Genomic DNA, 24,059 nt, shown 5'->3' with positions numbered 1-24,059 from the left:
AATCGGGCTTGTCACTTTTATACAGTCGGTTAGGCTGAAAGTGCATTCACCCATAGGGGCGATTTTATCATGGGTAACCTACAGACACGCCTGGACGATACGTCCTCGACCATTCCTGCCATTGACCCGGCACATCTTGCACTGCTGGAGCAGCACGGCCTGGAGGCTACCGAGCTTGAACCACTGGGCATAGAAATCCGCGGCGCCGATGTGCGTTCAGCCCTGCCTGAGAAGGTGATCAGGGCGCTGGAAGTTGAAATGGCCCAACGGGGGTTTATTGTTTTCAAGCACCAGACAGAACTCTCCTCCAACGAGCTGGTGGAGGCCAGCAAATGGTGGGGCGCCGGAGAAATCCACTCGACCCACGGCGTTCATCCCGCCACTCCGGATATGAACCGGGACATTTTCCGCTGCTCCAACGATGACCGCTACGGCATTCTTGGCGTTGGTCCACAGTGGCACAACGACGGCAGCTTCGAGGCGGCGATTTTCTCCCACTCGGCCTATTACATGGCCCGCGCGCCGGAGCACGGCGGCGGTACCCACTTTGCCCACCAGGGCGCTGCCTTTGATGCTCTGCCCGAGGACAAACAGGCTTACTGGGAGCGCCTGGTATCGGTCAACTCCGCCTCGGGTGTCAGCCACCCAGTCGTGCATACCCACCCCCTCTCGGGGCGCAAAAGTGTCTGGTTGCATCTGGGCATGACGGGAGCAGTGATTGAGCGCTTACCAGAAGACGACGTGCCCATCGAGGAGCTGCAGCAACAGCCGGCGGATGTTGCCCGGATGCGCCTGCTCAACGCCGATGAGATTAAGCAGTTGTTCAATGATTACAACGATTTGCTGAACGCTTCCTTCGACAAGGGCTATGGCATTCGTTACCACTACGACACTGGCGACCTGCTCTATGTAGATAACTGGGCGCTGGCCCACCGCGCAGCCCCGGAGGCGCATATGTCGGCTGAGCAGCAGGGCCTGCGCATCATGGACCGCGTCACGGTCAAGGCCAAGCAGAACCTGGCGCCGCATTTTGGCCTGCCCCAGCATATCAATCTTGGCGGGCCTCACCCTTTTAACCACGACGGCATATGGCAAGCCGGCGGAATCGGCTTTCGCTGGAAAGACGATATACCAATGCAGAACTGAGGGTTGGTTCGACCGCTTAGTATCATCCTGCCAGCAAACTGATAATCTATGAACCGACAACACGAAGTAGTCGAAAAATCACGCAAGCAATGGAGCTCCGAACCCGCCTTTATCGCCTCCATGGCAGCCGCAGCAGTGGGCCTGGGCAACCTCTGGCGTTTTCCCTATATCATGGGTGAAAACGGCGGTGGGGCCTTTGTTGTGGCCTATCTGGTGGCACTCGTGGTGGTTGTGCTGCCCATCATGATCCTGGAAGTGGCCGCTGGCCGACTTTCCAAAGGCAGCACCGTCGGCACCTATCGCCAGGTAGGCGGGTTTGGTGCTGTCTACGGCTGGTTGGTGGTTCTGGTAACAGTGGCCATCACCAGCTACTACCTGGTTATCACCGGATGGACACTGGGCTATACCCTCGATGCAATGCGAGGCCAGTTACGCGTCTTTGAAGATTTCAGCGGCGGCTACAACTCGCTGTGGTTTTTTATTGTCACCACCCTGCTTGCAGCGCTTGTATTGGCGCGGGATGTCTCGGCCATCGAGAAACTCTCCAAAATCCTGATGCCCGCCCTGGTGGTGATCGTGGTGTTCCTTGTCTATGAGGCGTCCCAGACCCCCGGTTGGGGGGAAGCCAAGGATTTTTTCTTTCAGGTTGACTGGGCGCGCCTGTGGAGCGCGCAGCTCTGGGGGTTTGCCTTTGGCCAGGCGTTTTATACCCTCGCCATTGGCCAGGGGTATCTGGCCACCTATGGCAGCTTTATTCCGCGCAAAACTCACCTGCCACGCGCCTGTATTACCGTAGCGGGAGTCGAAACCGGTATTGCCCTGCTTGCCGGGTGGATGATTTTTCCCTTTGTCTTCAGTTTTGGCATGGAGCCCGACCAGGGGTCTGCGCTTGCGTTCGAGACGCTGCCACGGGTGTTCGAGCAGCTACCCGGCGGTGGCTGGCTGGCTATACTGTTTTTCGGCCTCTTTTTCGCCGCCGCTTTCACCTCTTCACTGGCGGGCCTGAAGGTTGTTGTGGCCGCCATTGCTGAAGAGTTCCGCTTATCCAATCTGGCGGCGGTAGGCCTGGTAACCGGCGTGATGCTGATACTGGGCAGCGCTTCTGCACTCAGCTTCACACCGCTGGAATGGCGTATCGCAGGCGAGCCGGTGCTCGATGTGATTGACCGCGTGGCGGGCGGTGACGTTATCATTTTTTCTGGCGTGACCGGGGCGGCATTACTATGCTGGTTCATTCCCCCTGAGCGCATTCGCACCGTTCTGGGCACCACCAACCGCTGGTGGGAATGGCGCATCTACCTGGTCGGCAGGTACCTTCCCTTGCTGGTGGTGTTATGGATAGTGATCATGTTTGCTGTCAACCAGGCGGGGGGCAGCGGACAATGAAGCACCAGCCATCCACACCGCGCCAACATCACCCTGAGCTTCTTCACTCTTTGGCCTGATGGTTATCTCCAGGGCTAAAAGCGTGATAATACAGGATCGGGATCAGCACCAGAGTCAGCAGGGTGGATACCAGCACACCGCTGGCGAGTGTCAGGCCCAGTGGCTCCAGGGCTGGCTCAAAAATCAGCACACCACTGCCGAACATTACCGTCGCCGCAGTCAACAGGATTGGGCGGGTGCGCTGAGCGCCCGCCTGGACGACTGCCTCTTTAAGCGCCATCCCCTCGTTAAGCCGCTGTTCGATAAAATCCACCAGCAGGATGGCGTTGCGGGTCACTATGCCGCCAAGAGCAATCACTCCCAATACCCCTGTGCCGGCAATATTGATTCCCCATAGCCAGTGGGCGGGTATCACCCCGATGAAGATCAGCGGAATGGGCAGCATGATCAGCAAAGGGAGCGTGTAGGAGCCGAACCAGCCGGCCAGCAGCACATAGATCAGTACCATCACCACCAGCCCGGCAACGGCCAGGTCTCTGTAGACGCCTCGGGTCATTTCCCATTCACCTGACCAGTAGAGTAAAGGTGTCGCGGCTTCATCCGGCGGCTGGCGCCAGCGGATCTCCGTGCCTGGCCATTGTTCACTAACGAGCGCCTCCAGCTGCACGCTCAGCGGCTGCGCCATCGAACGATCAAGGTCGGCAAAGACGGTAGTCACCGGCATCAGGTTACGCCGATACCTGGCAGGCTCGCCGTCGGCATGGCTGAACTCCAGCAGCGACTCCAGCGGCACCGGCTGGCCGCTGGCACTCAGGGTATAAAGGCTACGGATGGCCTGTTCGGACCCCCGGTCCTGCTTGGCCAGGCGCAGGATGATGGGCACTGAATCCCAGGCATAGTGACTGCCGGACCAGTCGCCGAGGGTTTTGCCCGCAATGGCAAGCGACAGGGTGCGCGTCACCTCAGCCGGGATGACCCCATAGGTCGCTGCCTGCTGCGGGTTAACATTCAGGTTCAAAGAAGGCAGGGCCGTCATGGGGCTCTGGCTGGTGGTGATCACTCCTTCTTGCTTGCCTAGCCATTGTTCAAGCGCGTCGGCCACGACCTGACGCGCCTGCGGGCTTGGCCCGTAGATCTCGGCGGTAATGGCCCGGTCACTGGCAGGGCCGGAAGGGATCCGGGCTATATGGCCAGTGGCCTGGTGAGGCGCCAGCCAGCTGCCGAGCTGTTGAGCCACCTCTCGGCTGACCTGATAGCTCTGGCGGTCACGCTGGTTCTCAGGCACCAGGCTTACATGCAGGGTCAGATTCCGAGGGGCTTTCTCATTAGGGGCCGTGAGCGTTTCCGGCGGATAGATCATCGGCGGATCCAGGCCGGCATACACGGTGACCGCCCTGACTTCCGGCAATTGACGCAGCTGTCGGTTCAGATCAGAAGCCACGCCAAGCGACTCGGTCAAAGTGGCTGTGGCAGGCAGCTCAACCTTGACCGCAAACAGATTCCGGTCCAGCAAGGGCGTCAGGCCAATCTGCACAGTGCGTGTTGCCAGCAACGCAAGGCTTAGCAGCAACAGGACCACAAGGCCCAGATAGAAAAGCCAGCGAAGCTTGGCAAAGCGGATAAAGGGCGCCAGCAGGCCGCGATAGCGCGCCACAAAGGGGCTGTCTTCTCCACACTTTTTCTGGCTTTGCTGCCCTGCTTCCTCATCGCTTTCGGATTGCTTGACTTTTAATAGGCGATAGCCGAAGTAAGGCGTTATCGTCAGGGCGACCAAGAGGGAAAACAGTACGGCAGCCGAGGCGCCCAGTGGAATGGCACGGATATACTGGCCCATTTCGCCGGTAATATAGGCGGTGGGCAACAGAGTCGCGACTACCAGCAGATCTGCCAGTATGGTCGGGTTACCCACCTCATTGACCGCCTTGACAGTAAGCTCACGACTTTTTTCGCCCGCGCGCTGAAAATGTCGTGCGACGTTTTCCAGTATGACCACGGCATCATCCGAGAGAATGCCGATGGCCAGAATCATGGCGGCAATCGATACCGGGTTCAGGGTGAACCCCAGGTGATGGTACAGGTAGGGCACAATCGCCAGCGAAGACGGCATCATGATGGCGATCACCACGGCGGCCCGCCAGCCGAGACCCAGCCAGATAATCCCCACGACGACCAGAGTGCCGGTTAATAGCTGCGACAGCACGCTATAGACCCTGGCCGTGGCATCCTCCCCCGCATCCAGGGTGATATCCAGGTGGACGTCCGCCGGCAGGACCTCGTTCTCGAACTGCTCCAGCCGAGAGATGACGGCCTCCGTCACATTGCTGACATTCCTGCCTTCCAGCGTGGTCACTGCCAGCGTTACAGCCGGGAAAGGTGCTGAATGGCCTGCCTGCCAATGCAGCACGGCCTGATTGTTTTGCACACGGCCATGGCGGATATCCGCTACCTGCTCCAGGTAGACCGGGCCGCCGCCGTCTCTCCCGACGGGGATACGCCCCAGTTGCTCAAGCTGATCCAGCGTCATTCCCGCTTGAAGATGGGTGACCGGTGGACTTTCCAGCCGACCGATGGGTAGCTGCAGATTGGCCCCCGCTACCGCATCGGCCAACTGATTCAGGGGAATCTTGCGGGCCGCCAATTGGCTGGGGTCCGGCAGGATTTCAACCGCAGCACGGTTGCCACCGAAGCGCTTCACGTCGCGCACACCGGGAATACGCAGGACGTCTGACGTCAGCTCAGCCGCCACCTCTTCGAGCCCATCGGGGCCCAGGGTCTTGCTGTTGAGCGTCGCCGTCAGCACTACCAGGCGCGACGCCCCAAAGGTTTCAATAGTGGCCGGGCCGGCGTTACTGGGCAGCTCATCACTGCGGGCGCCGAACAGTTCACTCAGCTGCGAGAACGCCTTTTCCTTGGCCGTTCCGGCGGCAAACTCCACCGATAGTAACGCCGCATGGTTCGCACTGCTGCTGCGCACATCGTTGACGTCGGGGAGCTCCCGCACCCAGCTGACCGCTTTACGTGCCAGCTGATTATCAACGCGCTCAACACCCGCCCCCGGCCAAGGGATGAGTATCGTGGCAGTGGGTACATCAATATCCGGTCGATCTTCCCGGGGGGTGACCACCAGGGCATAGCTGCCCAACAGCAGGCAGGCCAACACAAACAGCGGCACGATGGGCGAATCGAGCAGCCGATTGGCAATCCGGCCCGCCAGACCCAGCCTACTCTCCTGCATGTTGCGACCCTGACGGCTTGATCGTAACCGCTTGCCCGTCCTCAAGTCTTGGGGAAGGGTTCAATACCACCCTGTCGCCCACCGCTAAGCCCTGGGTCACGGGAATCAGCTCACTGTTATTGGCTGGCGGGTTGGCAATCCTTATCCATTCAAGCCGCAATGCTGGGCCACTGCTGGCCTGCTCCACCACCAGGGTTCCGGTCAGCTGGCCTCTGCGCAACAGCGCCGCCCGGGGGAGCCCCACCCATTGGCTGGACTGCGTCTGCTGCGCCCTATCCGGCACCAACACAGAGACGACCTGACCTGGCGACAGCAAGTCATCGGCGGCTTCCAGGCGCAACCTGAGGCGCTGTCCGGTGGCCTCTTCCCCCAGCGCGGGCACCACACTGGTCAAAGTGGCCGGTAGACGTTTATCCTCAGGCCCGATGATCACAGAAAGCGGCTCACCGGATTTCAGACGTGAAGCCACCTGGCTGGATACCGGGACGTCCACGCGTAATTGCCCCCGGGATTCCATGATGACTAATGGCTGGCCTGGCCCGACAAAACTGCCGGCATCTACCGGGGTTTCCGTCACTCTGCCGTTGAAAGGTGCCGTTAAACGGGTATAGCTAAGATTTGCCTGTTGGGTCTCCAATTCGGATTCGGCGGCCTGGAGCTGGGCTTGCAGTTCCTCGTACTTGACCTGTGCACGCTCCATTCGAACACGGGCTATCAGGTCTTCAGCGTACAGCCGTTCCAGCCGCTGGCTTTCCAACCGGGCCTGTTCAACGCTGGCTTGAGTCGCATTGATTTTGCTGCGCGTCGCGGCAATGGCAGCAGTGACTTCCCTGGCATCCACGCTGGCCAACAGATCGCCGGATGTGACCCTGTCACCCGGTTCGACCTCGACTGTCAGCAGGGTACCTGCAAAACGGGTACTCAGGGCGGCTCGCTTGCCAGGGCGCACTACGCCGGGCAGCTTCTGGCTGACCTCCCCTCGCCAGCCCTTGAGAACGGCAACCGTGACGTTGGGTGTGTCACTGTCCGTTTCTTTTGAGGACGGCGCATCACTGAAGCAAGCGGTCAGCAACAGCAGCGCTGCCAATATAAAGGTTAAGAAAAGTATCTTCATGGTGACGGTTGATCAAGCGCAAGTAAGGGATCACGGCCATTCTGCAAGTGGTAATTCATACCGGCAAGCAGAGCCCGGTAGCGGGCATCAATCAAGGCCGCCTGCTGCTGATCAAAACGCGCCTGAGCAGCCAGCAACTCCGTCATTGAACCAAGGCCCTCTTCGTAGCGCCTTAGGGCCAGCCGAGCGGCGCTTTCAGCGGCTTTCTCGGCAGCTTCAGCGGCCTGCCAGGCGGTGTATCCTGTCTGCCACTGGTGGACAGCCATTGCCTGTTCCTGATGAATCCGCCGACGGGTGTCTTCCATTTCAACCTGAGCTTTTCTGGCCTGGGCGCGTGATTCCGCAATCCGTCCCTCACGGCCAAAACCATCAAACAGTGTCCACTGCAGATTGACCGCCACCAACCAGCCATCAGCATTATCTTCCAGCGGCTGATTACCTTGCGCCCACTGTTGCCTGGCCAACAGGTTCACGCGCGGAATCCACTCTGCCTGTGAGGCACTGGTTTTGGCCTCAGCCGCATCAACGGCCAATTGTCGGGCTTGCAGGTCTCTGCGCGGCCTCGCATCGTCCTCGGTAACCGGCGGATGGGGGCGCGGCATCTTACCGTTGACGTTCAGCGATGCCTGTGGTGCCATGCCCAGCAGATTTTTTAGCTGGTATTTCGCCTCCATCAAGTCACTTTGCGCCTGAGCAGCACGCGCATCGGCTGCCGCTCGCTGAGCTTTGGCCTGTTCCATGTCAAGGCGCCCCACCATGCCCTGCCGATAGCTTGCCTTGGCCAGCCGGTAAGCCTCTTGAGCCGCCGTGTAAGACAGGCGGGCGGCGCTTTCCTGCCGCTCTAATCGCAGGATGTTGAAGTAACGGCGCGCCACTTCGAGGCGCAAGGCCTGCTGACCCCACTGTTGCGCTTTTTGGCGCGCACTCACATTCAGGCGGGCTGCCTCACGCTGTTGCAGCGCATCAGCATTGAATATGGGCTGTGTGACCTGAACACCTACCACGCTTCCTTCCAATGGTCCCAAATCCGTATTCTCGATACGCGGCGGTATCCCCAGCACCGGTACCGGCACACCGGTAATCAGCGAGGAATCCGCCCGCAGCCATGCCGCATCCGTGGTAACCTTGGGCAGAAAAGCCTGCGAAGACTGCTGATAGACGGCTTCTGCTTCCTGGGTCTCACGCTTCAGGGTTTGCAACTGGGTCGCCTGATTTCTGGCTGTAGTCAGCGCCTCGTCCAACGAAAGTGCACTGGCTCCCTCAGGCAGCAAAAAAATAATAGCAATGAATGCTTTGAGATAAAGCAAACAAACTCCCGACCTTGAAACACATGGCTAAATGAATGTAGCAACAGAGTTTAACACTTTATTGTTCGTATGCGGCAAGCGCGGTTGTAAGTGCTAAAGCAGTGATTGCGTGTTTACCTGAAGACGGCATCACGCGTGAGACGCTGCAGCTCAAGTCAGCGTCAAAACGCTGGGGCCTGTTAAATGGGGAGGAAAAATGAACAGGAGGTATATGTGTATACTGCTGGCGGTTACGCCCTCTGTACCAATATTAACAGGCGCAGCACGCGGGTATGCGCAACCGCGCCTGGGTTCATGACGGCTTTTACTGGCCGTTGACCATGTTTTCACATTCAGCGATCAAATCATCCAGCACTTGAACTGACGTCTTTGCTTCTGCTTTGATTTCTTTCAGGAAATTCAGTTCGCTCTGGCTCACATGATCATCCTTCAGAATCAGCTCGCGCAACAAGTCCACTTCTTTAGTGCTAACGTGCCCGTCACCCAAGGCAAAGCCTTTTGCTACCTTACGCCACTCAGCCATAAATCATCTCCTGTCGCTATCGTTGATATTGATACCTGTAGATACTCTCTATCTACGGATACTAATTTAGCAGATGACACTGATTGTGGGCACCCTTTTTCCCCAATACAAGGTCGTCTAGCGAGGATCTGTCTGACACGGCTTATTGAATTCAGAGTTTTATCAATTCACTTCACTGACGAGATGCTGGCACTTGTCGGCTGGTAAAGCATCGCAGACAATATTAGCCTGCTAACTGGCAATATCTTTGTGTAGGCTTCGACCATCACGATCGTGAGAACCAGTACGTTTTCAAGTTTGCCGATCACTCCACCAACGCTCTCTCTTTCATCGTTGACATCGGGTACACCGGCCTTGTCAAAACATCCTCTTACGACCTTCCCGCTTAACGCAATAGTGAGTAAGTAGGCGAACAGCCAAACGAAAATTTCCATATTTGAGAGAATAATTTCCATACTTGCCCCAAGCGTCTATTGCTGGCTATTGAGTTGAGGAAAACGCCGCTATATTTCATCGAAACATGCCTGCCAAAGGCCAAGATTTCTTCTGAAGCGTGAGTAGTCCATGGCAGTCAGGCTGTGACTGATGGCCGACTGGTCGATACCGAGATGCCTGGCCGCTGCAGATTGTGAGTCACGCTGCGTATACTCGCGAACGATCTCGTGTTGGCGGCGTGTCCAGCCCAGCATCTGCGCATATAGCTGATCACCCAGTGCGCTGATCAGCTCGCTTTGCCAGGTCTCCAGATTAGCGTGGTGATAACAAAAAAGTTGCCCGGTCTGTTGCATTGCGGCCAGTTGATCTGCGGCCTGATGAAAAGCTGGACCATCAAAGTGGTACACAGCAGGCGGCTGATCAACATCATTGGCAATAGCCTGAATATCCAGATCGCCAACCACCACTGAGCATCTGACTGCTTGGGGATAAAGCCCAAACCAGAGTTTTTGCATGATTCGACCACTGGCTGGAGTGGTCACAATACCGGCGAATTCATCAATTCCGGCCTGTACGGCAAATTTTGCAATCAGATCATCTGGCTGCTCATTAAGCGCATCCAGACACTGGGATACCTGAGCGGCAAACGCTTGTCGATCTGAGATCTTGCGAGAATCCCTGATATCGCACAGTACAACGGTAGCCAGCATTACTATGAACCTTAATATACATTGATCTCAACTATGAGTTATTTTGTTCATAATTACAATATATGAGTATATTCATACATATTGCTGGCCATGACTTATCTCCATCAGCATAAAGCACATTTCCCCGTAAGAAAGGATAGACCTACTTGCAACTTTTGCTCAGTTCCAACTTTTTCTAAGCGATTCAACGGCTTCCTTGCGGCACAAAACTAAGCAAGCGAGAAGTATCAGGGCAATCGTATGAAAAATTTCAACCTGCTAATATCGTCGCCAACTAGCTTTCTCAGCCACGCTACCGCCAAGACACACTAGCAGGAAATGAAAATCAGGCCATTTGCGCCCATGCTGATTGAGCATTTCCTTATCTACGTGTTTTTACTTTACCTACCTCACGTTAGCCTTGCAAAGCGCGCTGTTCTTTTATGGTGTCACGTAAATACCCAGTAGCTTGTACCGGGTGGCTGGTAAATCAGTACAATCCCGATTAGCCTGCCCTCCTCACTCCCCAAGGGAATAAGATGCAAGAGACAACCATCAGGCAGCGGTTAGCGGGGGTATTGATCGCTTTAGCACTGCTGTTACAGATAGTCGGTTTTACCGGCTGGGTTTCCACCGTACTGGCAGTGAGTTATTTACTGTGGCTGGGGGTGGCGCTGCTGTGGCGGGACATTCCGCGTCGTTCACGCCTGCAGGCAGCGGCCTTGATAGCTGTTGGCCTGGGTATGCTGCTGATAGCGCGCTTTGTGTATGGTGCGGATATTGATTGGCCTGGCATGCTGACCGGCAACACCTTTGTGGTTGCCATGCTGGTGGGAGTGAGCTTTATCTCATTGATTGGCAAACAGCAGGGCCGCAAGGGCGTGCCGGGGCAGTCGGTGACGGGTGCCGGCGGTATCCTGCGCACCTGGTTGGGGGTGCATTTTCTCGGCACGATTCTCAACCTTTCCACGGTCTTCATGGTCGGAGACCGCCTGGCCCGCCATAAGCCGCTGAGTACGCCACAGTTTCTGGCTCTGAACCGGGGGCTTTCCAGCGCGGCGCTGTGGTCGCCGTTTTTTGCTTCCATGGGGGTGGTGATGGCCTTGGTGCCGGGAATGAATTACCTGACCTTGGCGATGGTGGGCTTTCCACTGGCCATGCTGGCCGGGCTGTTCACGGCGCTGGAGCTTCGCCAGCGCTTTGACCTGAGCGATACCGTCGGCTTTTCGCTTTCACCGCGCAGCCTGCTGATGCCGGTTGGCTTGGCTGCCCTGGTGATGCTGTTTCATTTTGTGCTTACACCAGCGCTTTCCATTGTCAGCATTATTACCTTTCTGCTGCCGCTGGTGGCCATCGCCAGCAACCTGCCAGAAGGTCTGAAATGGACTCGGCGTCGGGTCACCCAGCATACCCTTAACCGCTTGCCAGCCATGCGCGGCGAGATTTCGCTATTCCTGGCCGCGGGTTTATTGACCCTGGGGCTGTCAACGCTGCTGGAGGCCGCCACCGGCGATAGCTGGTCGCTGTTTGCCGAGTTCGGCATCCCTCAGGCCTTGATCAGCTTTGCGACCATTTCCCTGAGCGCCCTGCTCGGGCTGCATCCGATTATCGGCGTCTCGGTGCTGGCTTCCATGCTGCCCCTGGAAGGCGCTGAGCAGACCCTGTTTGCCTTTGTGGCCCTGTCTGCCTGGGCGGTGGGCACCAGCGTTGGCCCGCTATCCGGCATTAACCTGTCATTGCAGGGCCGCTATGGGGTGAGTGGCTACCATATGATGAAGAACAACCTGATCTATGCCGCTGCGCTGAGCAGCGGCGTAGTAATCATGATCAGCCTGTTGGGCGCCTGGTTAAACGTCTAGACGACTACCCTCCGTTCTAAGGGAGTAATGCCCGCCAGGAAAAACCGCAGTGTTTTTTCCTGTGGTTGCTGATCGATCACGTCTTGCAGAATGTTTAAAAGTTCAACCAGCGACGCTTGATCGCGTGCCGCAGTGGATGAGCTCTTGAACAGCACATCCAGTTGGTCATATGTATCCATGACATCACACAAGCAGTCGAACGCAGCATCCCAGTTATGGCCAAAGTAATCGGGAAAACCAAAGGCCGTTGATAATGCGTTCAACACTGACTCCTTGCTTACCTCACCCTGATCATCCAGCTGAACCGTGATGTCAGGCTGAATGGATGTCATCTGTTCAGCTGAATAAACCCCCGACACAAGCAGGTCACTCATGGCGGTGTAATCCTGATGAAGGACCCATAATGATCCTCAGTGTAATAGTAAACTTCTGGAGGGTTTCCACCTGTCACCACGCGCCTGGGTCCACGGTGATTCAGCCCGGGTGTATCCACGGTAAATTCACGATAATACCCACGCGGCTTTTGCGGCAGACGACCCTCGCGGTTTTCAAACGTGATTCCATCTCGGCTATAAGGGTACGGCCCCCCCTGCTGTATCAGCGTCAGCGTCTGGTGAAGATTCTGCTCCTGCTGGGATAGAGACGTAGAAGTAGACGAAGACTCGGATGAGGATGACTGTGTAAAACTGTCTAGGGCACCGTCCTGCAGAAAGAAGGCACCGACCACCAGAATTAACGGCACTATCAGTTTTTTGAATTTCAACATTTCAAGTTCCTTTACGTGTTTTTAACACAAATCCCATCAAGATCATGACAAGCCTGTCGGCATGATTGCTGCACCCACATTTTCTGTCATGGCCAACTGTTTCTGAGTGAGTGGCGACCATATCACTCATCACGGCCTGGCCCATGCCCCTGCATCAAGCAGCGGCATGGTGATAATGCGGCCTTTCAGGCGCCCGGTTGAAAATCTAGGACGATTGCGACAGGCGGTAGAAGTAACGGTGGCCACACTGGTGGCAAGGCTCCAGGCGGGCGACTTCCTCCAGGGTGACGACGGCATCACAGTGCACGCAGGCCATCTTGCCGGGGACGGCCATCTCGCCTTCGCAGTAATCAGCGCGTGCCGCTTCCAGATCGTCTTCAAAACGTTCACGCTCGACCACACTGCGGTCGGCTATGGATAATAGCGATTCCGCCACTCGGCGTGATAGCGCATCGATATCAATGTCCAGCCATTGCGCCACCTGCTTACCGGTATCGGCCAGAAAGAAGCGCATGTCTTTCAGGTCGCGCTCTACCCAGGCGCGCAGCAGGGCCAACTCATCCTTGGTGAATTCTTCCAGCTCGCCTTCAAATTCAACCGCGTCATCCAGGTCTTTCTGCAGAGCTTCCCAGGTGAGCTCGTTGGCGCCTTTCTGCAACCGCTCCAGCAGGCGTTCATAGCCTTCTCGCAGGCGTTTATCTTGATGCTGTTGCATAAACTTCTCCTTACTCGCATTGCACGCATGTCGCGTTACCGTTCAAGGTTTCTCTCGCATAGGATACAATCACATGCGACAACATACATTGGATTTTCACCATTCACCCTGCCCGATTTTTACGGGCGCCCACGCCAAGGCATTGAACAAACCGATGGACGCACATTACAGCCCACGTGAACTCGAACACCAGGTACAGCAGTATTGGGAAAGGAACCAGTGCTTCAAAGCCGTAGAGGATGCTTCAAAAGAGAAGTTCTACTGCCTCTCGATGTTCCCTTACCCAAGCGGCAAACTGCATATGGGCCACGTGCGTAACTACACCATCGGCGATGTGGTCTCCCGCTTCCAGCGCATGCAGGGCAAGAACGTCATGCAGCCGATGGGGTGGGATGCGTTTGGCATGCCGGCTGAGAACGCGGCGATCCAGAATCAGGTGCCGCCCGCCAAGTGGACCTACCAGAATATCGACTATATGCGTCACCAGCTGAAAGCGCTGGGGTTCGCCTATGACTGGGGCCGCGAATTTGCCACCTGTGATACCAGCTATTACCGCTGGGAACAGTGGTTTTTTACCCGGTTGGTGGATAAAGGCCTGGTGTACAAAAAGATGTCGACGGTCAACTGGGATCCGGTCGACCAGACCGTACTGGCTAATGAGCAGGTGATAGAAGGTCGTGGCTGGCGCTCCGGCGCCCTGGTCGAGCGTAAGGAAATCCCTCTGTGGTTTTTGAAGATTACCGATTACGCCGATGAACTGCTGGCGGATCTGGACCATATCGATTGGCCAGAACAGGTCAAGACCATGCAGCGCAACTGGATTGGTAAATCACGTGGCGTCGAACTGAGCTTTGATATCGAAACCGCAGCGGGTCAGCCTGCCGAGCCGCTGTCGGTCTACACCACCCGCCCGGATACGTTGATGGGAGTCAGCTACATGGCGGTGGCCGCCGACCACCCGCTGGCCAAACAGGCGGCTGAAACCAGCGCTGAGATTGCCAACTTCCGTGAGGAATGCGCCAAGGGCGGCACTTCTGAAGCCGAGATGGCCAAGCGCGAAAAGAAAGGCCTGCCCACCGGGCATGTTGCCATTCATCCACTGACTGGCAAGAAACTGCCTGTCTATGTGGCCAACTTTGTACTGATGGAATTCGGCACTGGCGCGGTGATGGCGGTGCCTGCCCATGACCAGCGCGACTGGGAATTTGCCACCAAGTACGCCATCGAGATTCTCCCGGTGATTGCCAATGAAGATGGCAGTACCCCTGACCTTTCTGATGGGGCCTATACCGACCACGGTACGCTGATCAATTCCGGCGAGTTTGACGGTCTGGATTTCAACGCAGCCTTTGAGGCTATTGCCGCCAGGCTGGCAGAGTTGGGCCGTGGCGAGGTCAAGACCAACTATCGCCTGCGCGACTGGGGCGTTGCCCGCCAGCGCTACTGGGGGGCGCCGATTCCGGTAAAATACGGCCCCGCCGGTGAAACCGTGCCGCTCACTGACGAGGAGTTACCGGTTGAGCTGCCGATGGAAGTCACCGTCGATGCCTCCGGCTCGCCGTTGAAAAAAATGCCTGAATTCTCCGAGCTAGGCGATGGTTGGCTGCGCGAAACCGATACCTTTGACACCTTTATGGAATCTTCCTGGTATTTTGCGCGCTTCTGCTGTGCGGATAACCATGACGCCATGCTCGACGACAGGGTCAACTACTGGCTGCCGGTTGATCTTTATGTGGGTGGCATCGAGCATGCTATTCTTCACCTGTTATATGCCCGCTTCTTCACCAAGCTGATGCGTGATTTCGGGCTGGTCGAGACCAGCGAACCCTTCCAACGCCTGCTCACTCAGGGCATGGTGATTGCTGAAACCTATTATCGCACCACTTCCAACGGCGGCAAGCAATGGTTCAACCCGGCAGATGTCGAGGTCAAGCGTGATGAAAAGGGACGTCCGGTCAGCGCCCTGCTGATCAGCGATGGTCAGCCGGTTGAGATGGGTGGCATCGAGAAAATGTCCAAGTCCAAGAACAATGGCGTTGACCCGCAATCGATGATTGACAAGTTCGGCGCTGATACCGTTCGCCTGTTCATGATGTTTGCCGCTCCGCCGGAGCAGTCGCTGGAGTGGTCAGAATCTGGCGTGGAAGGCGCGCATCGCTTTATCAAGCGCCTGTGGCGACAGGTGCAGGAACATCTCGCGGCCGGCCAGCCGCCTGCGCTGGAGATCGCCTGCCTGGACGATGACCAGAAAGCCATGCGCCGCAAGACCCATGAAACCATCAAGAAAGCCAGCGATGATATCGGTCGTCGTATCACCTTCAATACCGCCATTGCGGCGGTGATGGAGCTTTCCAACAGTCTCGCCAGATTCGAGGATACTCGCCCACAAGGTTTGGCCGTGGCCCGTGAAGCTGTGGAAGCCAGCGTTCTGCTGCTGGCTCCCATCGTGCCCCACGTCAGCCATATCCTCTGGGAGCGGCTGGACCATGCTGACCCTGTGATTGACGCTCGCTGGCCTCAGGTGGACGAACAGGCCCTGACCCGAGACACCATTGAACTGGTGGTACAGGTCAACGGCAAGCTGCGCGCCCGACTTGACGTCGATGCCAATGCTGACAAAGCCACGGTGGAAGCGCTGGCCATGGCCGATGACAATGTCCAGCGGCATATCGACGGCAAGACGGTGCGTAAGGTCATCGTCGTGCCCGGCAAACTGATCAACATTGTGGTGAGTGGATGACGCGCCGTCACTTTCTGCGCCTTACATTGATGGCAGGTATAACCGCTTCGGCTGTCATGCTAGGCGGTTGTGGTTTTCAGCTGCGTGGCATCCAGCGCCAGGGCAAGATTCCTCCCATGGCACTGGATGGCGATACCCGCAGCCTTGTGGCTCGCAACCTGACCGTGGAGCTCAACAACCTTGGCAATGGTATGGACGAAGAGGCGCCCTGGCGGCTGACCCTGTCATCACCGACACTTGAACAGCGGCGCCTGGGCGGGGAGGATTCGGGCAGCCAGGAGCATGAATTCACCCTGAAAGTCGACGTCTCCGTACAAGAGCGTTCAAGCGACGGCTATGCGCTGAACAACCAGACCCTTACCGTTATCAGCCGCCAGCGACTTAATGATGATGACCTGCTGAACCGTGAAAGCCTGATCGAAGAAACGCGTTTAACGCTATCCAGACGCCTGGCACAGCGTGTCGTCGAACGCATCAGTGCTTTGGAGGCGTTTGAGTGAAGGTATTTGCTGACAAGTTGCCAGCCGCGCTTGAAAAGCGTCTTCCCAAGGTCGTGATCGTCGCCGGGGATGAGCCCCTTCAGCATCGTGATGCCTGCGATGCCGTACGCGCCGCTGCCCGACAGGCAGGCGTTGAAGAAAGAGAAGTAATTGACGTTGAACCCAACTTTGCCTGGGGCCGTTTGCTGGATATTGCCGGCAACCTGTCCCTGTTTGCCTCGCGCAAGCTGATTGATGTGCGCCTGGGCAACCAGAAGCTGGGACAAGAAGGCAGCAAGATGCTGAGCTATTATGCTGAACAGATGGACAGCAGCGACGATATCCTGCTACTCAGTATGGGTAAGCTGGATGCCAAGCAACAAAAAAGCGCCTGGTTCAAGGCGCTGGATAAACACGGCCTGTTTGTGCCAGTCTGGCCAGTGGATGCCTCCCGTCTGGGCTATTGGCTACGCGACCGTGCTGGCTTGCATGGGTTACAACTGGATATGGATGCGGCCCGCCTGCTGGGTGAACGTACCGAAGGCAACCTGCTGGCGGCTGATCAGGAATTGCAGAAACTGGCGCTGATGCTCCCGCCGAATGCACGCATCGGCGCTGATACCATTGCTCAGGGTGTGGAAGATAATTCACGCTTTGATGTTTTCAACCTGGCGGATGCCTGTCTGAAAGGAGAAGCCTCCAGGGTGTCTCGTATCGTCCACGGTTTGCAAAGCGAAGGCGTTGAGGCACCGATTGTGCTTTGGGCATTGAGCCGTGAATTGCGCACCCTGCTATCCATTCATCAGCATATCGATCAGGGACAGAGCCTTGAACATGCCTGCAAGGCGCAAAAGCCAATGATTTTTGATAAACGTCGCCCGATTTACCAGCAAGCCATTCAGCGCTTGCCCATGAAGCGCCTGCACAAGCTTCTGCTGATGGCCCAGCGACTGGATCTGGCTGTCAAAGGCGCATCACCAGTACCACTTTGGCCAGGATTGCATGACCTTGCTTTTACCCTGGCCGGTGGCCGTGGTCTGCTTGCAGAATCAGCCTGGACCTACCGGCTGCATTAGCGTTCTATCCATCAGCGGCGACTGGCATTGTAGCCGAGATCGGCACCGCGACTTTCATCGCTGGTACGGCGAACGGAAACGCCACGCCGTTTGCGATTTTCTTCTTCGCAAACGGCGTCCTTGCCGCCACAGATATCACAGCCATTTTTCATCCCGATCTGATTCAGACCACCGCATGAGCCCGCAATAGGCTTGCGGCCCAGAATCACACCGACCGCCATAGCGCCCATCACCAGAAGCATGAAACCAAATACCAATAACCAGATTGCCATTGCTGAATACCTCGTTGAACAGTGAGAGTAGACTCGACGTGCGTGGCAGCCAATACAACAATAAACAGGCTTCACGTCTGCCCTGCCCTGATTGACAACATTATACGCTCATAGTGCCCTTTTCGACCAATCATGGCAGATACAAAAACGGGGCCAGCCAAATGGCTCGCCCCGCTGCACTGATCGGAGTAGAAGTTACCCGCCAAAGTCATCCAGCAGGATATTTTCAGGCTCCACGCCCAGATCAAGCAATAGCTTGATGCAGGAAGCATTCATCATCGGCGGCCCGCACATGTAATACTCGCAATCTTCAGGCGCCGGGTGGTCCTTCAGGTAGTTCTCATACAGAACATTGTGAATAAAGCCGGTCGGCCCATCCCAGTTGTCTTCCGGCTGGGGATCGGACAGTGCCAGGTGCCACTCAAAATTGGGGAACTCTTCAGCCAGCTTGTCATATTCTTCGTTGTAGAAGGTTTCACGCCAGGAGCGCGCACCGTACCAGAACGAGATCTTGCGGCTTGATTTCAGACGCTTGAGCTGATCAAAAATATGGCTGCGCATCGGTGCCATTCCCGCACCACCGCCAATAAACACCATTTCAGCATCAGTGTCCCTGGCGAAGAACTCACCAAAGGGCCCCATGACGGTTACCTTGTCACCCGGTTTCAGGCTGAACACATAGGTAGACATCAGCCCAGGCGGATGACTGGTGCCGGGGGGCGGCGTCGCGATGCGGATATTGAACTTGAGAAGCCCTTTCTCGTCCGGATAGTTAGCCATCGAATAGGCACGAATGATTTCTTCATCATTCTTGTGAGAAATGTCGAACAGGCCAAACTTTTCCCAATCGCCACGATATTCTTCTTCGATATCGAAATCGGAGAATTTGATATCGTAGGGCGGCGCGACCAGCTGCACATAACCACCGGCTCGGAAAGCAACTTCTTCACCTTCCGGCAGTTTAAGGTTCAGCTCCTTGATAAAGGTGGCCACGTTAGGATTGGCGGTCACTTCAGTTTCCCACTTCTTGACGCCAAAGACCTCTTCCGGCACTTCAACTTTCATGTCCTGCTTGACAGGCACCTGACAGGAAAGACGCCAGCCCTCCTTCTTCTCACGCATGGTGAAGTGCGATTCTTCGGTCGGTAGAATAGAGCCGCCGCCTTCTTCTACCCGACACTTGCACTGTGCACAGGAGCCGCCACCGCCGCAGGCGGATGAAAGGAAGATGCCATTGGCTGCAAGCGTATTCAGAAGCTTGCCACCGGCCTGGGTAGACAGGGTATGTTCAGGATCACCATTCACTTCAATGGTTACATCCCCGCTACTTACTAATTTACTGCGGGCCGCCAGAATAATCGCCGTCAAACTGATGACGATGATGGTAAACATGACGACACCGAGCAAGATGACAGTTGTATCAACCATATCGGTTTCCTATTGCTGAGGGTTTTCAGTGAACAGGCAGCGCCTTGAGGCGCTGCCAGAAAAACCATCTCCCATTAAAGCTGTATGCCTGAGAATGACATAAAGCCCAGTGACATCAGGCCCACAGTGATAAAGGTGATGCCCAGACCCTGCAACCCGGCAGGCACATCGCTGTACTTCAGCTTTTCACGAATACCGGCCAGTGCCGTGATTGCGAGCGCCCAGCCAACACCGGAGCCAAAACCATACATAACGGATTCACCGAAATTATAGTTACGCTCCACCATGAACAGAACGCCACCGAGGATTGCACAGTTGACCGTAATCAACGGCAGGAAAACACCCAGGGCGTTATAAAGTGCCGGCACGTACTTATCCAGGAACATTTCCAGGATCTGAACCAGAGCGGCAATAACGCCGATATAGCTCAGCAGCCCCAGGAAGGACAGGTCAATATTTTCAGCACCGCTGATCCCCGTCCAGGACAAGGCGCCTTCCGCCAGCAAAAAGCCGAAAACGAGGTTGTTCACCGGGACGGAAATTGTCAGTACAACGATGACCGCAATGCCCAGACCAAAAGCTGATGACACCTTTTTGGAAACAGCCAGAAAGGTACACATGCCCAGGAAGAAGGCCAGCGCCAGGTTCTCGACAAATACCGAAGCAACGAAAAGGCTCAGATAATGTTCCATGTTACACGGCCTCCTTCGGCTGGGTATTTTCTTTCATCTTGAACTCGTTGGATTCTACCTGTTCCGGGTTGACTGCACGCAGTACCCAGATCAAGAGCCCAATAATAAAGAAGGCTGAAGGTGGCAGCAGCATCATACCGTTAGGCACGTACCAGCCACCGTTCTGGACAGTTTCCAGAATGGTGACACCAAATACACTGCCCGCCCCCAAGAGCTCGCGGAAAAAACCGACAACCATGAGGACAAAACCGTAACCAATGCCGTTACCAACACCGTCCAGAAAAGACATGCCCGGCGTATTCGACATGGCAAAACCTTCAGCCCGCCCCATCACGATACAGTTGGTAATAATCAATCCAACGAATACCGAGAGTTGCTTGGACATCTCGTAGGCATAGGCTTTAAGAATCTGATCCACCACGATGACCAATGACGCGATTATCGTCATCTGAACGATGATCCTGATCGACGAAGGGATGTGGTTACGAATCAATGAAACAAACAGGTTAGAGAAAGCGGTCACGAAGATAACGGCAAGTGCCATTACCAGCGAAACGCTCATGCTTGTGGTGACGGCAAGCGCTGAACATATTCCCAGAATCTGTAGTGCAATGGGATTGTTCTTGAAAATAGGTGCCGTCAGGACACTTTTAGGCGTATCGTCTGCCATGTTTTAGGCTCCTTCCGATTCGAGTTCGACATCGGCTTGCTGAGCTTCATCCTGGGTGACTCCACTGCGGAATTTCGCCAGATACTCACCAAAGCCCTCAGGGCTCATCCAGAACTGCAGCATGTCAGTCACACCATTGCTGGTGAGGGTGGCACCTGACAGAGCGTCAACTTCGTACTCGGAACTTGCACCGCCTTTGGTCAGATGGATTTCCGGCGAAAGATCACCCTCTTCTTCATAGATCTTTTTGCCTTCCCACTGCGCCTGCCAACGTGGGTTGTTCACTTCAGCCCCTAGGCCAGGCGTTTCACTGTGATCATAGTAGGTAATACTGACAATGGTATTGCCATCACCTTCCACAGACAAAAAGCCCATCATGCTTCCCCAAAGGCCCTGCCCACGAATGGGCAGGACAATCTGGTCGGGGTCGTCGACGTCGCCGACAAGGTAGATGGTAGCGAAGTTTTCAACCCGCGACAGCCCTGCGATATCCTGATCACCGGACAGTGTCCGGCCTGTTGCAGGGTCACGCGCTGCTTCAAACTGGTTGAAGGTCTCCGGATCAAACTGATCGGTATATTCACCCGAGCGCAGATCAACCACGCGAGCAGTAATCTTGTCTTGGAAAGTCGCTTCAATATTCATGCCTGGCTCATAGAGCTTGGCCACATTGAGAATATTGGATTTACGATCAAGTTCCTGATTGGTCTGCTGCATGGGGCGCAGTGCAACGGCGGCTGTCGATACGATAATCGAGCAGACGACACACAGGGCAAGCGCCACGGTCAGGATCTTCTTGATCGAATTATTACCTTGAGCCATCAGGCAATCTCCTCGGCCGGAGCACCCACGCGCTTCTCGCGACGCTTGATGTTGGCCTGGACAAAGAAGTGGTCGATCAACGGTGCAAACAGGTTAGCAAAAAGAATCGCCAACATGATGCCTTCCGGGAAGGCTGGATTGACAACGCGGATCAGTACAGTCATGACACCAATCAGCGCACCGAATACCAGACGCCCTTGATTTGTCATGGATGACGAAACGGGGTCTGTCGCCATGAACACCATGCCGAAGGCAAAACCACCTATCACCAGGTGCCAGTACCAGGGCATTGCAAACATCGGGTTGGATTCTGAGCCGATCAGGTTAAACAGAGTGCTGGTGATCACCATGCCAAGGAAAACCCCCAGCATGATCCGCCAGGAAGCAATTCGCGTCCAGAGCAGAACTGCCGCACCAATGAAGATGGCCAGCGTTGATACTTCACCCACTGAACCTGGAACAAAGCCAAGGAAAGCATCTGTCCAGCTGAATGTGGAAGACAGCGCAGACATGCCGTCCTGGAAAGCCATCGACAAGGCCGTAGCCCCCGTATAGCCGTCCGCAGCGACCCAGACAGCATCACCTGAAATCTGTGCCGGATAGGCAAAGTACAGGAATGCACGACCTGTCAGCGCAGGGTTGAGGAAGTTCTTTCCGGTACCCCCGAAAATTTCCTTACCAATAACAACACCAAAGGTAATCCCCAGTGCCACCTGCCAGAGCGGGATGGTAGCAGGCAGGATCAGCGCAAACAGCACAGACGTCACAAAGAACCCTTCGTTGACTTCATGGCCGCGCTTGATAGCGAACATTACCTCCCAGAAACCACCCACCACAAAAGTGACCAGATAGATCGGCAGGAAATAGGTAGCACCCAGCACAAAGTTTGCCCACAGGCTGCTCGGATCATGTCCGCCGGCCAGGGTCATCATGATGGCTTCACGCCAGCCCGCCATGGAAGCATAGCCTGCATCAATAGCGGTATTGGCCTGCCAGCCGGCATTCCACATACCAAAGAACATGGCTGGGAAAGTACACATCCAAACCGTGATCATGATGCGTTTCAGGTCTATACCGTCACGCACGTGAGCAGTGGTCTTTGCCACGGTGGGTGGCGAGTAGAAAATCGTATCGACCGCTTCATAAAGGGGATAGAACTTTTCGTACTTACCACCTTTGTGGAAGTTGGGTTCGAGGTTGTCGAGTGTTTGTCTAATACCCATCATCAGGCCTCTTTCTCGATCATGGTGAGATTATCACGAAGGATCGGGCCGTACTCATATTTGCCTGGGCAAACATAGGTACACAGGGCCAAATCCTCTTCATCCAGCTCCAGACACCCCAGTTGCATGGCAACTTCAATGTCACCCACGATCAGTGAACGCAACAGCTGAGTTGGCATGACGTCTAACGGCATGATCTTCTCATAGGCACCGACCGGTACCATGGCCCTTTCCGAACCATTGGTGGATGTCGTCGGCGCATAGTTGCTGAGCCCCTTGATTTTGGAAATATAGATTCCTAATACCGAGTGCTTGTTAGCACCTGGGGATAGCCAACCCATGAAAGTACGCTTGTTTCCTTCTTCCAACAGACTGATCTGCTGATGGAAGCGCCCCAGGAAACTGACGTTTCCCTCTGCGGTCATACCAGAAAAGACAGAACCAGAGATAACTCGTGTGTCATCGGGTTGGATCACTTCACCCTTCAATAGTTCCTCAGTGCTGGCACCTATCCGGGTGCGCACAAGACGCGGCTTGTCAGCTCTGGGGCCACCAATGGCAATAGTTCGCTGCGTATCAATCTTACCTTCAGTAAACAGCTTGCCATAGGCAATCACATCCTGGTAGCCGATGTGCCAGACTTTTTTGTGCAGTGCAACCGGAGAAAGGTGATGGATGTGCGTACCCACAAGGCCGGCAGGATGCGGTCCTGAGAAAGTCTCTTCCTGGACGCCGCTAATGTCGCCACCCGGGATATTGCTGTCCGGGCCGCTACACAGGAAAACCTTACCTTCGGTCAACCTTGCCAACACCTTCAGGCCATCCTCAAATGCCTGGGGCTGCTCATTGATGATCAGAGCAGGATCAGGGCTTAAGGGATGCGTATCAATGGCAGTGACAAATATATCTGCGGGCACACTGTCGGTTTCAGGCGTACGGGAAAACGGACGCGTGCGCAATGCCGTCCACATGCCCGACTCAACCAGTTGATCAACAATGCCCTGCCGTTCAAGGCTTTCGAGGTTTGCACGCTCGTGGGAAGCAAACGGGACCGCTTCTTCACTCTCGTCAACCTTGATAACCACAGACAGTAAGCGACGCTTCTCGCCACGATTAATGGCAACGACCTCACCTGATGCTGGCGACGTAAAACGCACGCCAGCAATTTTCTTATCAGTGAAGAGCAATTGGCCCAGTTTGACCTTATCCCCTTCCTTGACTTCCATAGTCGGTTTCATACCAACATAGTCAGTGCCCAGGATTGCCACGTGACGCACGTGCTTGGCATCTTCAATGCGTTGCTCGGGCGCTCCCGTGATGGGGAGATCCAGGCCTTTCTTGACTTCGATCATAGTCTCGCCCAGTTGATGGATCGGATAAACGAAGATAAGGGGTTCGAATGGATTCGAATTCTTATTAGTTTCTCAGATTGTTACCAGTCAGGCTTGAAGCTTGAAGCAAACTCAAACCACCCCAAAGATC

Annotated in this window: 22 protein-coding genes; 6 read left to right on the top strand and 16 right to left on the bottom strand. The window is 55.6% G+C overall.

Features of this window, described 5'->3' with window-relative positions; all coding sequences use genetic code 11:
* Positions 1–69: 69 nt before the first annotated feature.
* Both LL947_RS05355 and LL947_RS05350 read left to right on the top strand, forming a co-directional pair.
* Positions 70–1,146 (top strand): TauD/TfdA dioxygenase family protein, encoded by a 1,077-nt coding sequence (locus tag LL947_RS05355; protein ID WP_499834171.1) that lies wholly within the window; start codon positions 70–72, stop codon positions 1,144–1,146.
* 48 nt (positions 1,147–1,194) lie between these two features.
* The gene (locus LL947_RS05350; protein ID WP_499834170.1) at positions 1,195–2,532 is read left to right on the top strand and encodes a sodium-dependent transporter; all 1,338 of its coding nucleotides are present in this window, start codon (positions 1,195–1,197) and stop codon (positions 2,530–2,532) included.
* A 43-nt stretch (positions 2,533–2,575) separates the two neighbouring features.
* Here LL947_RS05350 and LL947_RS05345 read toward each other — a convergent pair whose 3' ends face one another.
* The 6 genes from LL947_RS05345 to LL947_RS05320 form a co-directional block, all read right to left on the bottom strand.
* Positions 2,576–5,767: an efflux RND transporter permease subunit gene (locus tag LL947_RS05345; protein ID WP_499834169.1), complete on the bottom strand. Its 3,192-nt coding sequence runs from the start codon at positions 5,765–5,767 to the stop codon at positions 2,576–2,578.
* Positions 5,754–6,881 (bottom strand): efflux RND transporter periplasmic adaptor subunit, encoded by a 1,128-nt coding sequence (locus LL947_RS05340; protein ID WP_499834168.1) that lies wholly within the window; start codon positions 6,879–6,881, stop codon positions 5,754–5,756. Before LL947_RS05340 ends, LL947_RS05345 begins: the two co-directional genes overlap by 14 nt.
* Positions 6,878–8,188 carry a TolC family protein gene (locus LL947_RS05335; protein WP_499834167.1) on the bottom strand — a complete coding sequence of 437 codons (1,311 nt, stop codon included), beginning with the start codon at positions 8,186–8,188 and terminating at the stop codon, positions 6,878–6,880. Before LL947_RS05335 ends, LL947_RS05340 begins: the two co-directional genes overlap by 4 nt.
* Positions 8,189–8,492: 304 nt before the next feature.
* Positions 8,493–8,711: a hypothetical protein gene (locus LL947_RS05330; protein WP_499834166.1), complete on the bottom strand. Its 219-nt coding sequence runs from the start codon at positions 8,709–8,711 to the stop codon at positions 8,493–8,495.
* A gap of 167 nt (positions 8,712–8,878) precedes the next feature.
* Positions 8,879–9,166, bottom strand: coding sequence for a hypothetical protein (locus LL947_RS05325; protein ID WP_499834165.1), 288 nt, complete (start codon positions 9,164–9,166; stop codon positions 8,879–8,881).
* Positions 9,167–9,214: 48 nt separating this feature from the next.
* Positions 9,215–9,856: a SatD family protein gene (locus LL947_RS05320; protein WP_499834164.1), complete on the bottom strand. Its 642-nt coding sequence runs from the start codon at positions 9,854–9,856 to the stop codon at positions 9,215–9,217.
* 518 nt (positions 9,857–10,374) lie between these two features.
* Here LL947_RS05320 and LL947_RS05315 point away from each other — a divergent pair.
* On the top strand, positions 10,375–11,694 hold the full coding sequence (locus LL947_RS05315; RefSeq protein WP_499834163.1) for a hypothetical protein: 1,320 nt from the start codon (positions 10,375–10,377) through the stop codon (positions 11,692–11,694).
* On the opposite strand, the gene LL947_RS05310 is transcribed toward LL947_RS05315, so the two are convergent.
* From LL947_RS05310 to LL947_RS05300, 3 genes are all read right to left on the bottom strand, one after another.
* On the bottom strand, positions 11,691–12,068 hold the full coding sequence (locus LL947_RS05310) for a barstar family protein (RefSeq protein ID WP_499834162.1): 378 nt from the start codon (positions 12,066–12,068) through the stop codon (positions 11,691–11,693). The genes LL947_RS05315 and LL947_RS05310 overlap by 4 nt on opposite strands.
* Positions 12,065–12,460: a guanyl-specific ribonuclease gene (locus LL947_RS05305; RefSeq protein WP_499834161.1), complete on the bottom strand. Its 396-nt coding sequence runs from the start codon at positions 12,458–12,460 to the stop codon at positions 12,065–12,067. The genes LL947_RS05310 and LL947_RS05305 overlap by 4 nt, the downstream gene beginning before the upstream one ends.
* Positions 12,461–12,665: 205 nt before the next feature.
* Entirely contained in the window at positions 12,666–13,175 is a 510-nt protein-coding gene (locus LL947_RS05300) for a zinc ribbon-containing protein (RefSeq protein WP_499834160.1), read from the bottom strand.
* Between the two features lie 154 nt (positions 13,176–13,329).
* Here LL947_RS05300 and leuS point away from each other — a divergent pair, with 154 nt between their 5' ends.
* The 3 genes from leuS to holA are packed head-to-tail and all read left to right on the top strand — an operon-like array spanning position 13,330 to position 17,470.
* Positions 13,330–15,915, top strand: coding sequence for a leucine--tRNA ligase (gene leuS / locus LL947_RS05295; RefSeq protein ID WP_290823395.1), 2,586 nt, complete (start codon positions 13,330–13,332; stop codon positions 15,913–15,915).
* Positions 15,912–16,415, top strand: coding sequence for an LPS-assembly lipoprotein LptE (locus LL947_RS05290; protein WP_499834159.1), 504 nt, complete (start codon positions 15,912–15,914; stop codon positions 16,413–16,415). Before leuS ends, LL947_RS05290 begins: the two co-directional genes overlap by 4 nt.
* On the top strand, positions 16,412–17,470 hold the full coding sequence (gene holA / locus LL947_RS05285) for a DNA polymerase III subunit delta (protein ID WP_499834158.1): 1,059 nt from the start codon (positions 16,412–16,414) through the stop codon (positions 17,468–17,470). The genes LL947_RS05290 and holA overlap by 4 nt, the downstream gene beginning before the upstream one ends.
* Positions 17,471–17,481: 11 nt before the next feature.
* Here the strand turns inward: holA and nqrM are convergent, their stop codons facing one another.
* The 7 genes from nqrM to LL947_RS05250 form a co-directional block, all read right to left on the bottom strand.
* The gene (gene nqrM, locus LL947_RS05280; RefSeq protein WP_499834157.1) at positions 17,482–17,742 is read right to left on the bottom strand and encodes a (Na+)-NQR maturation NqrM; all 261 of its coding nucleotides are present in this window, start codon (positions 17,740–17,742) and stop codon (positions 17,482–17,484) included.
* 195 nt (positions 17,743–17,937) lie between these two features.
* Entirely contained in the window at positions 17,938–19,170 is a 1,233-nt protein-coding gene (gene nqrF / locus LL947_RS05275; protein ID WP_290823391.1) for an NADH:ubiquinone reductase (Na(+)-transporting) subunit F, read from the bottom strand.
* 74 nt (positions 19,171–19,244) lie between these two features.
* Positions 19,245–19,862 carry an NADH:ubiquinone reductase (Na(+)-transporting) subunit E gene (gene nqrE / locus LL947_RS05270; protein WP_290823390.1) on the bottom strand — a complete coding sequence of 206 codons (618 nt, stop codon included), beginning with the start codon at positions 19,860–19,862 and terminating at the stop codon, positions 19,245–19,247.
* A gap of 1 nt (position 19,863) precedes the next feature.
* Entirely contained in the window at positions 19,864–20,532 is a 669-nt protein-coding gene (locus tag LL947_RS05265) for an NADH:ubiquinone reductase (Na(+)-transporting) subunit D (RefSeq protein WP_499834156.1), read from the bottom strand.
* A gap of 3 nt (positions 20,533–20,535) precedes the next feature.
* On the bottom strand, positions 20,536–21,354 hold the full coding sequence (locus LL947_RS05260) for a Na(+)-translocating NADH-quinone reductase subunit C (RefSeq protein ID WP_499834155.1): 819 nt from the start codon (positions 21,352–21,354) through the stop codon (positions 20,536–20,538).
* Positions 21,354–22,580 carry an NADH:ubiquinone reductase (Na(+)-transporting) subunit B gene (locus tag LL947_RS05255; RefSeq protein ID WP_404417120.1) on the bottom strand — a complete coding sequence of 409 codons (1,227 nt, stop codon included), beginning with the start codon at positions 22,578–22,580 and terminating at the stop codon, positions 21,354–21,356. The genes LL947_RS05260 and LL947_RS05255 overlap by 1 nt, the downstream gene beginning before the upstream one ends.
* On the bottom strand, positions 22,580–23,929 hold the full coding sequence (locus tag LL947_RS05250; protein ID WP_499834154.1) for a Na(+)-translocating NADH-quinone reductase subunit A: 1,350 nt from the start codon (positions 23,927–23,929) through the stop codon (positions 22,580–22,582). Before LL947_RS05250 ends, LL947_RS05255 begins: the two co-directional genes overlap by 1 nt.
* Positions 23,930–24,059 lie beyond the last annotated feature (130 nt).

The sequence above is a fragment of the Halomonas sp. BLK-85 genome (genome assembly GCF_044792155.1).
Classification (GTDB): Bacteria; Pseudomonadota; Gammaproteobacteria; order Pseudomonadales; family Halomonadaceae; genus Vreelandella.
This window is presented reverse-complemented; position numbering and strand designations above follow the sequence as displayed.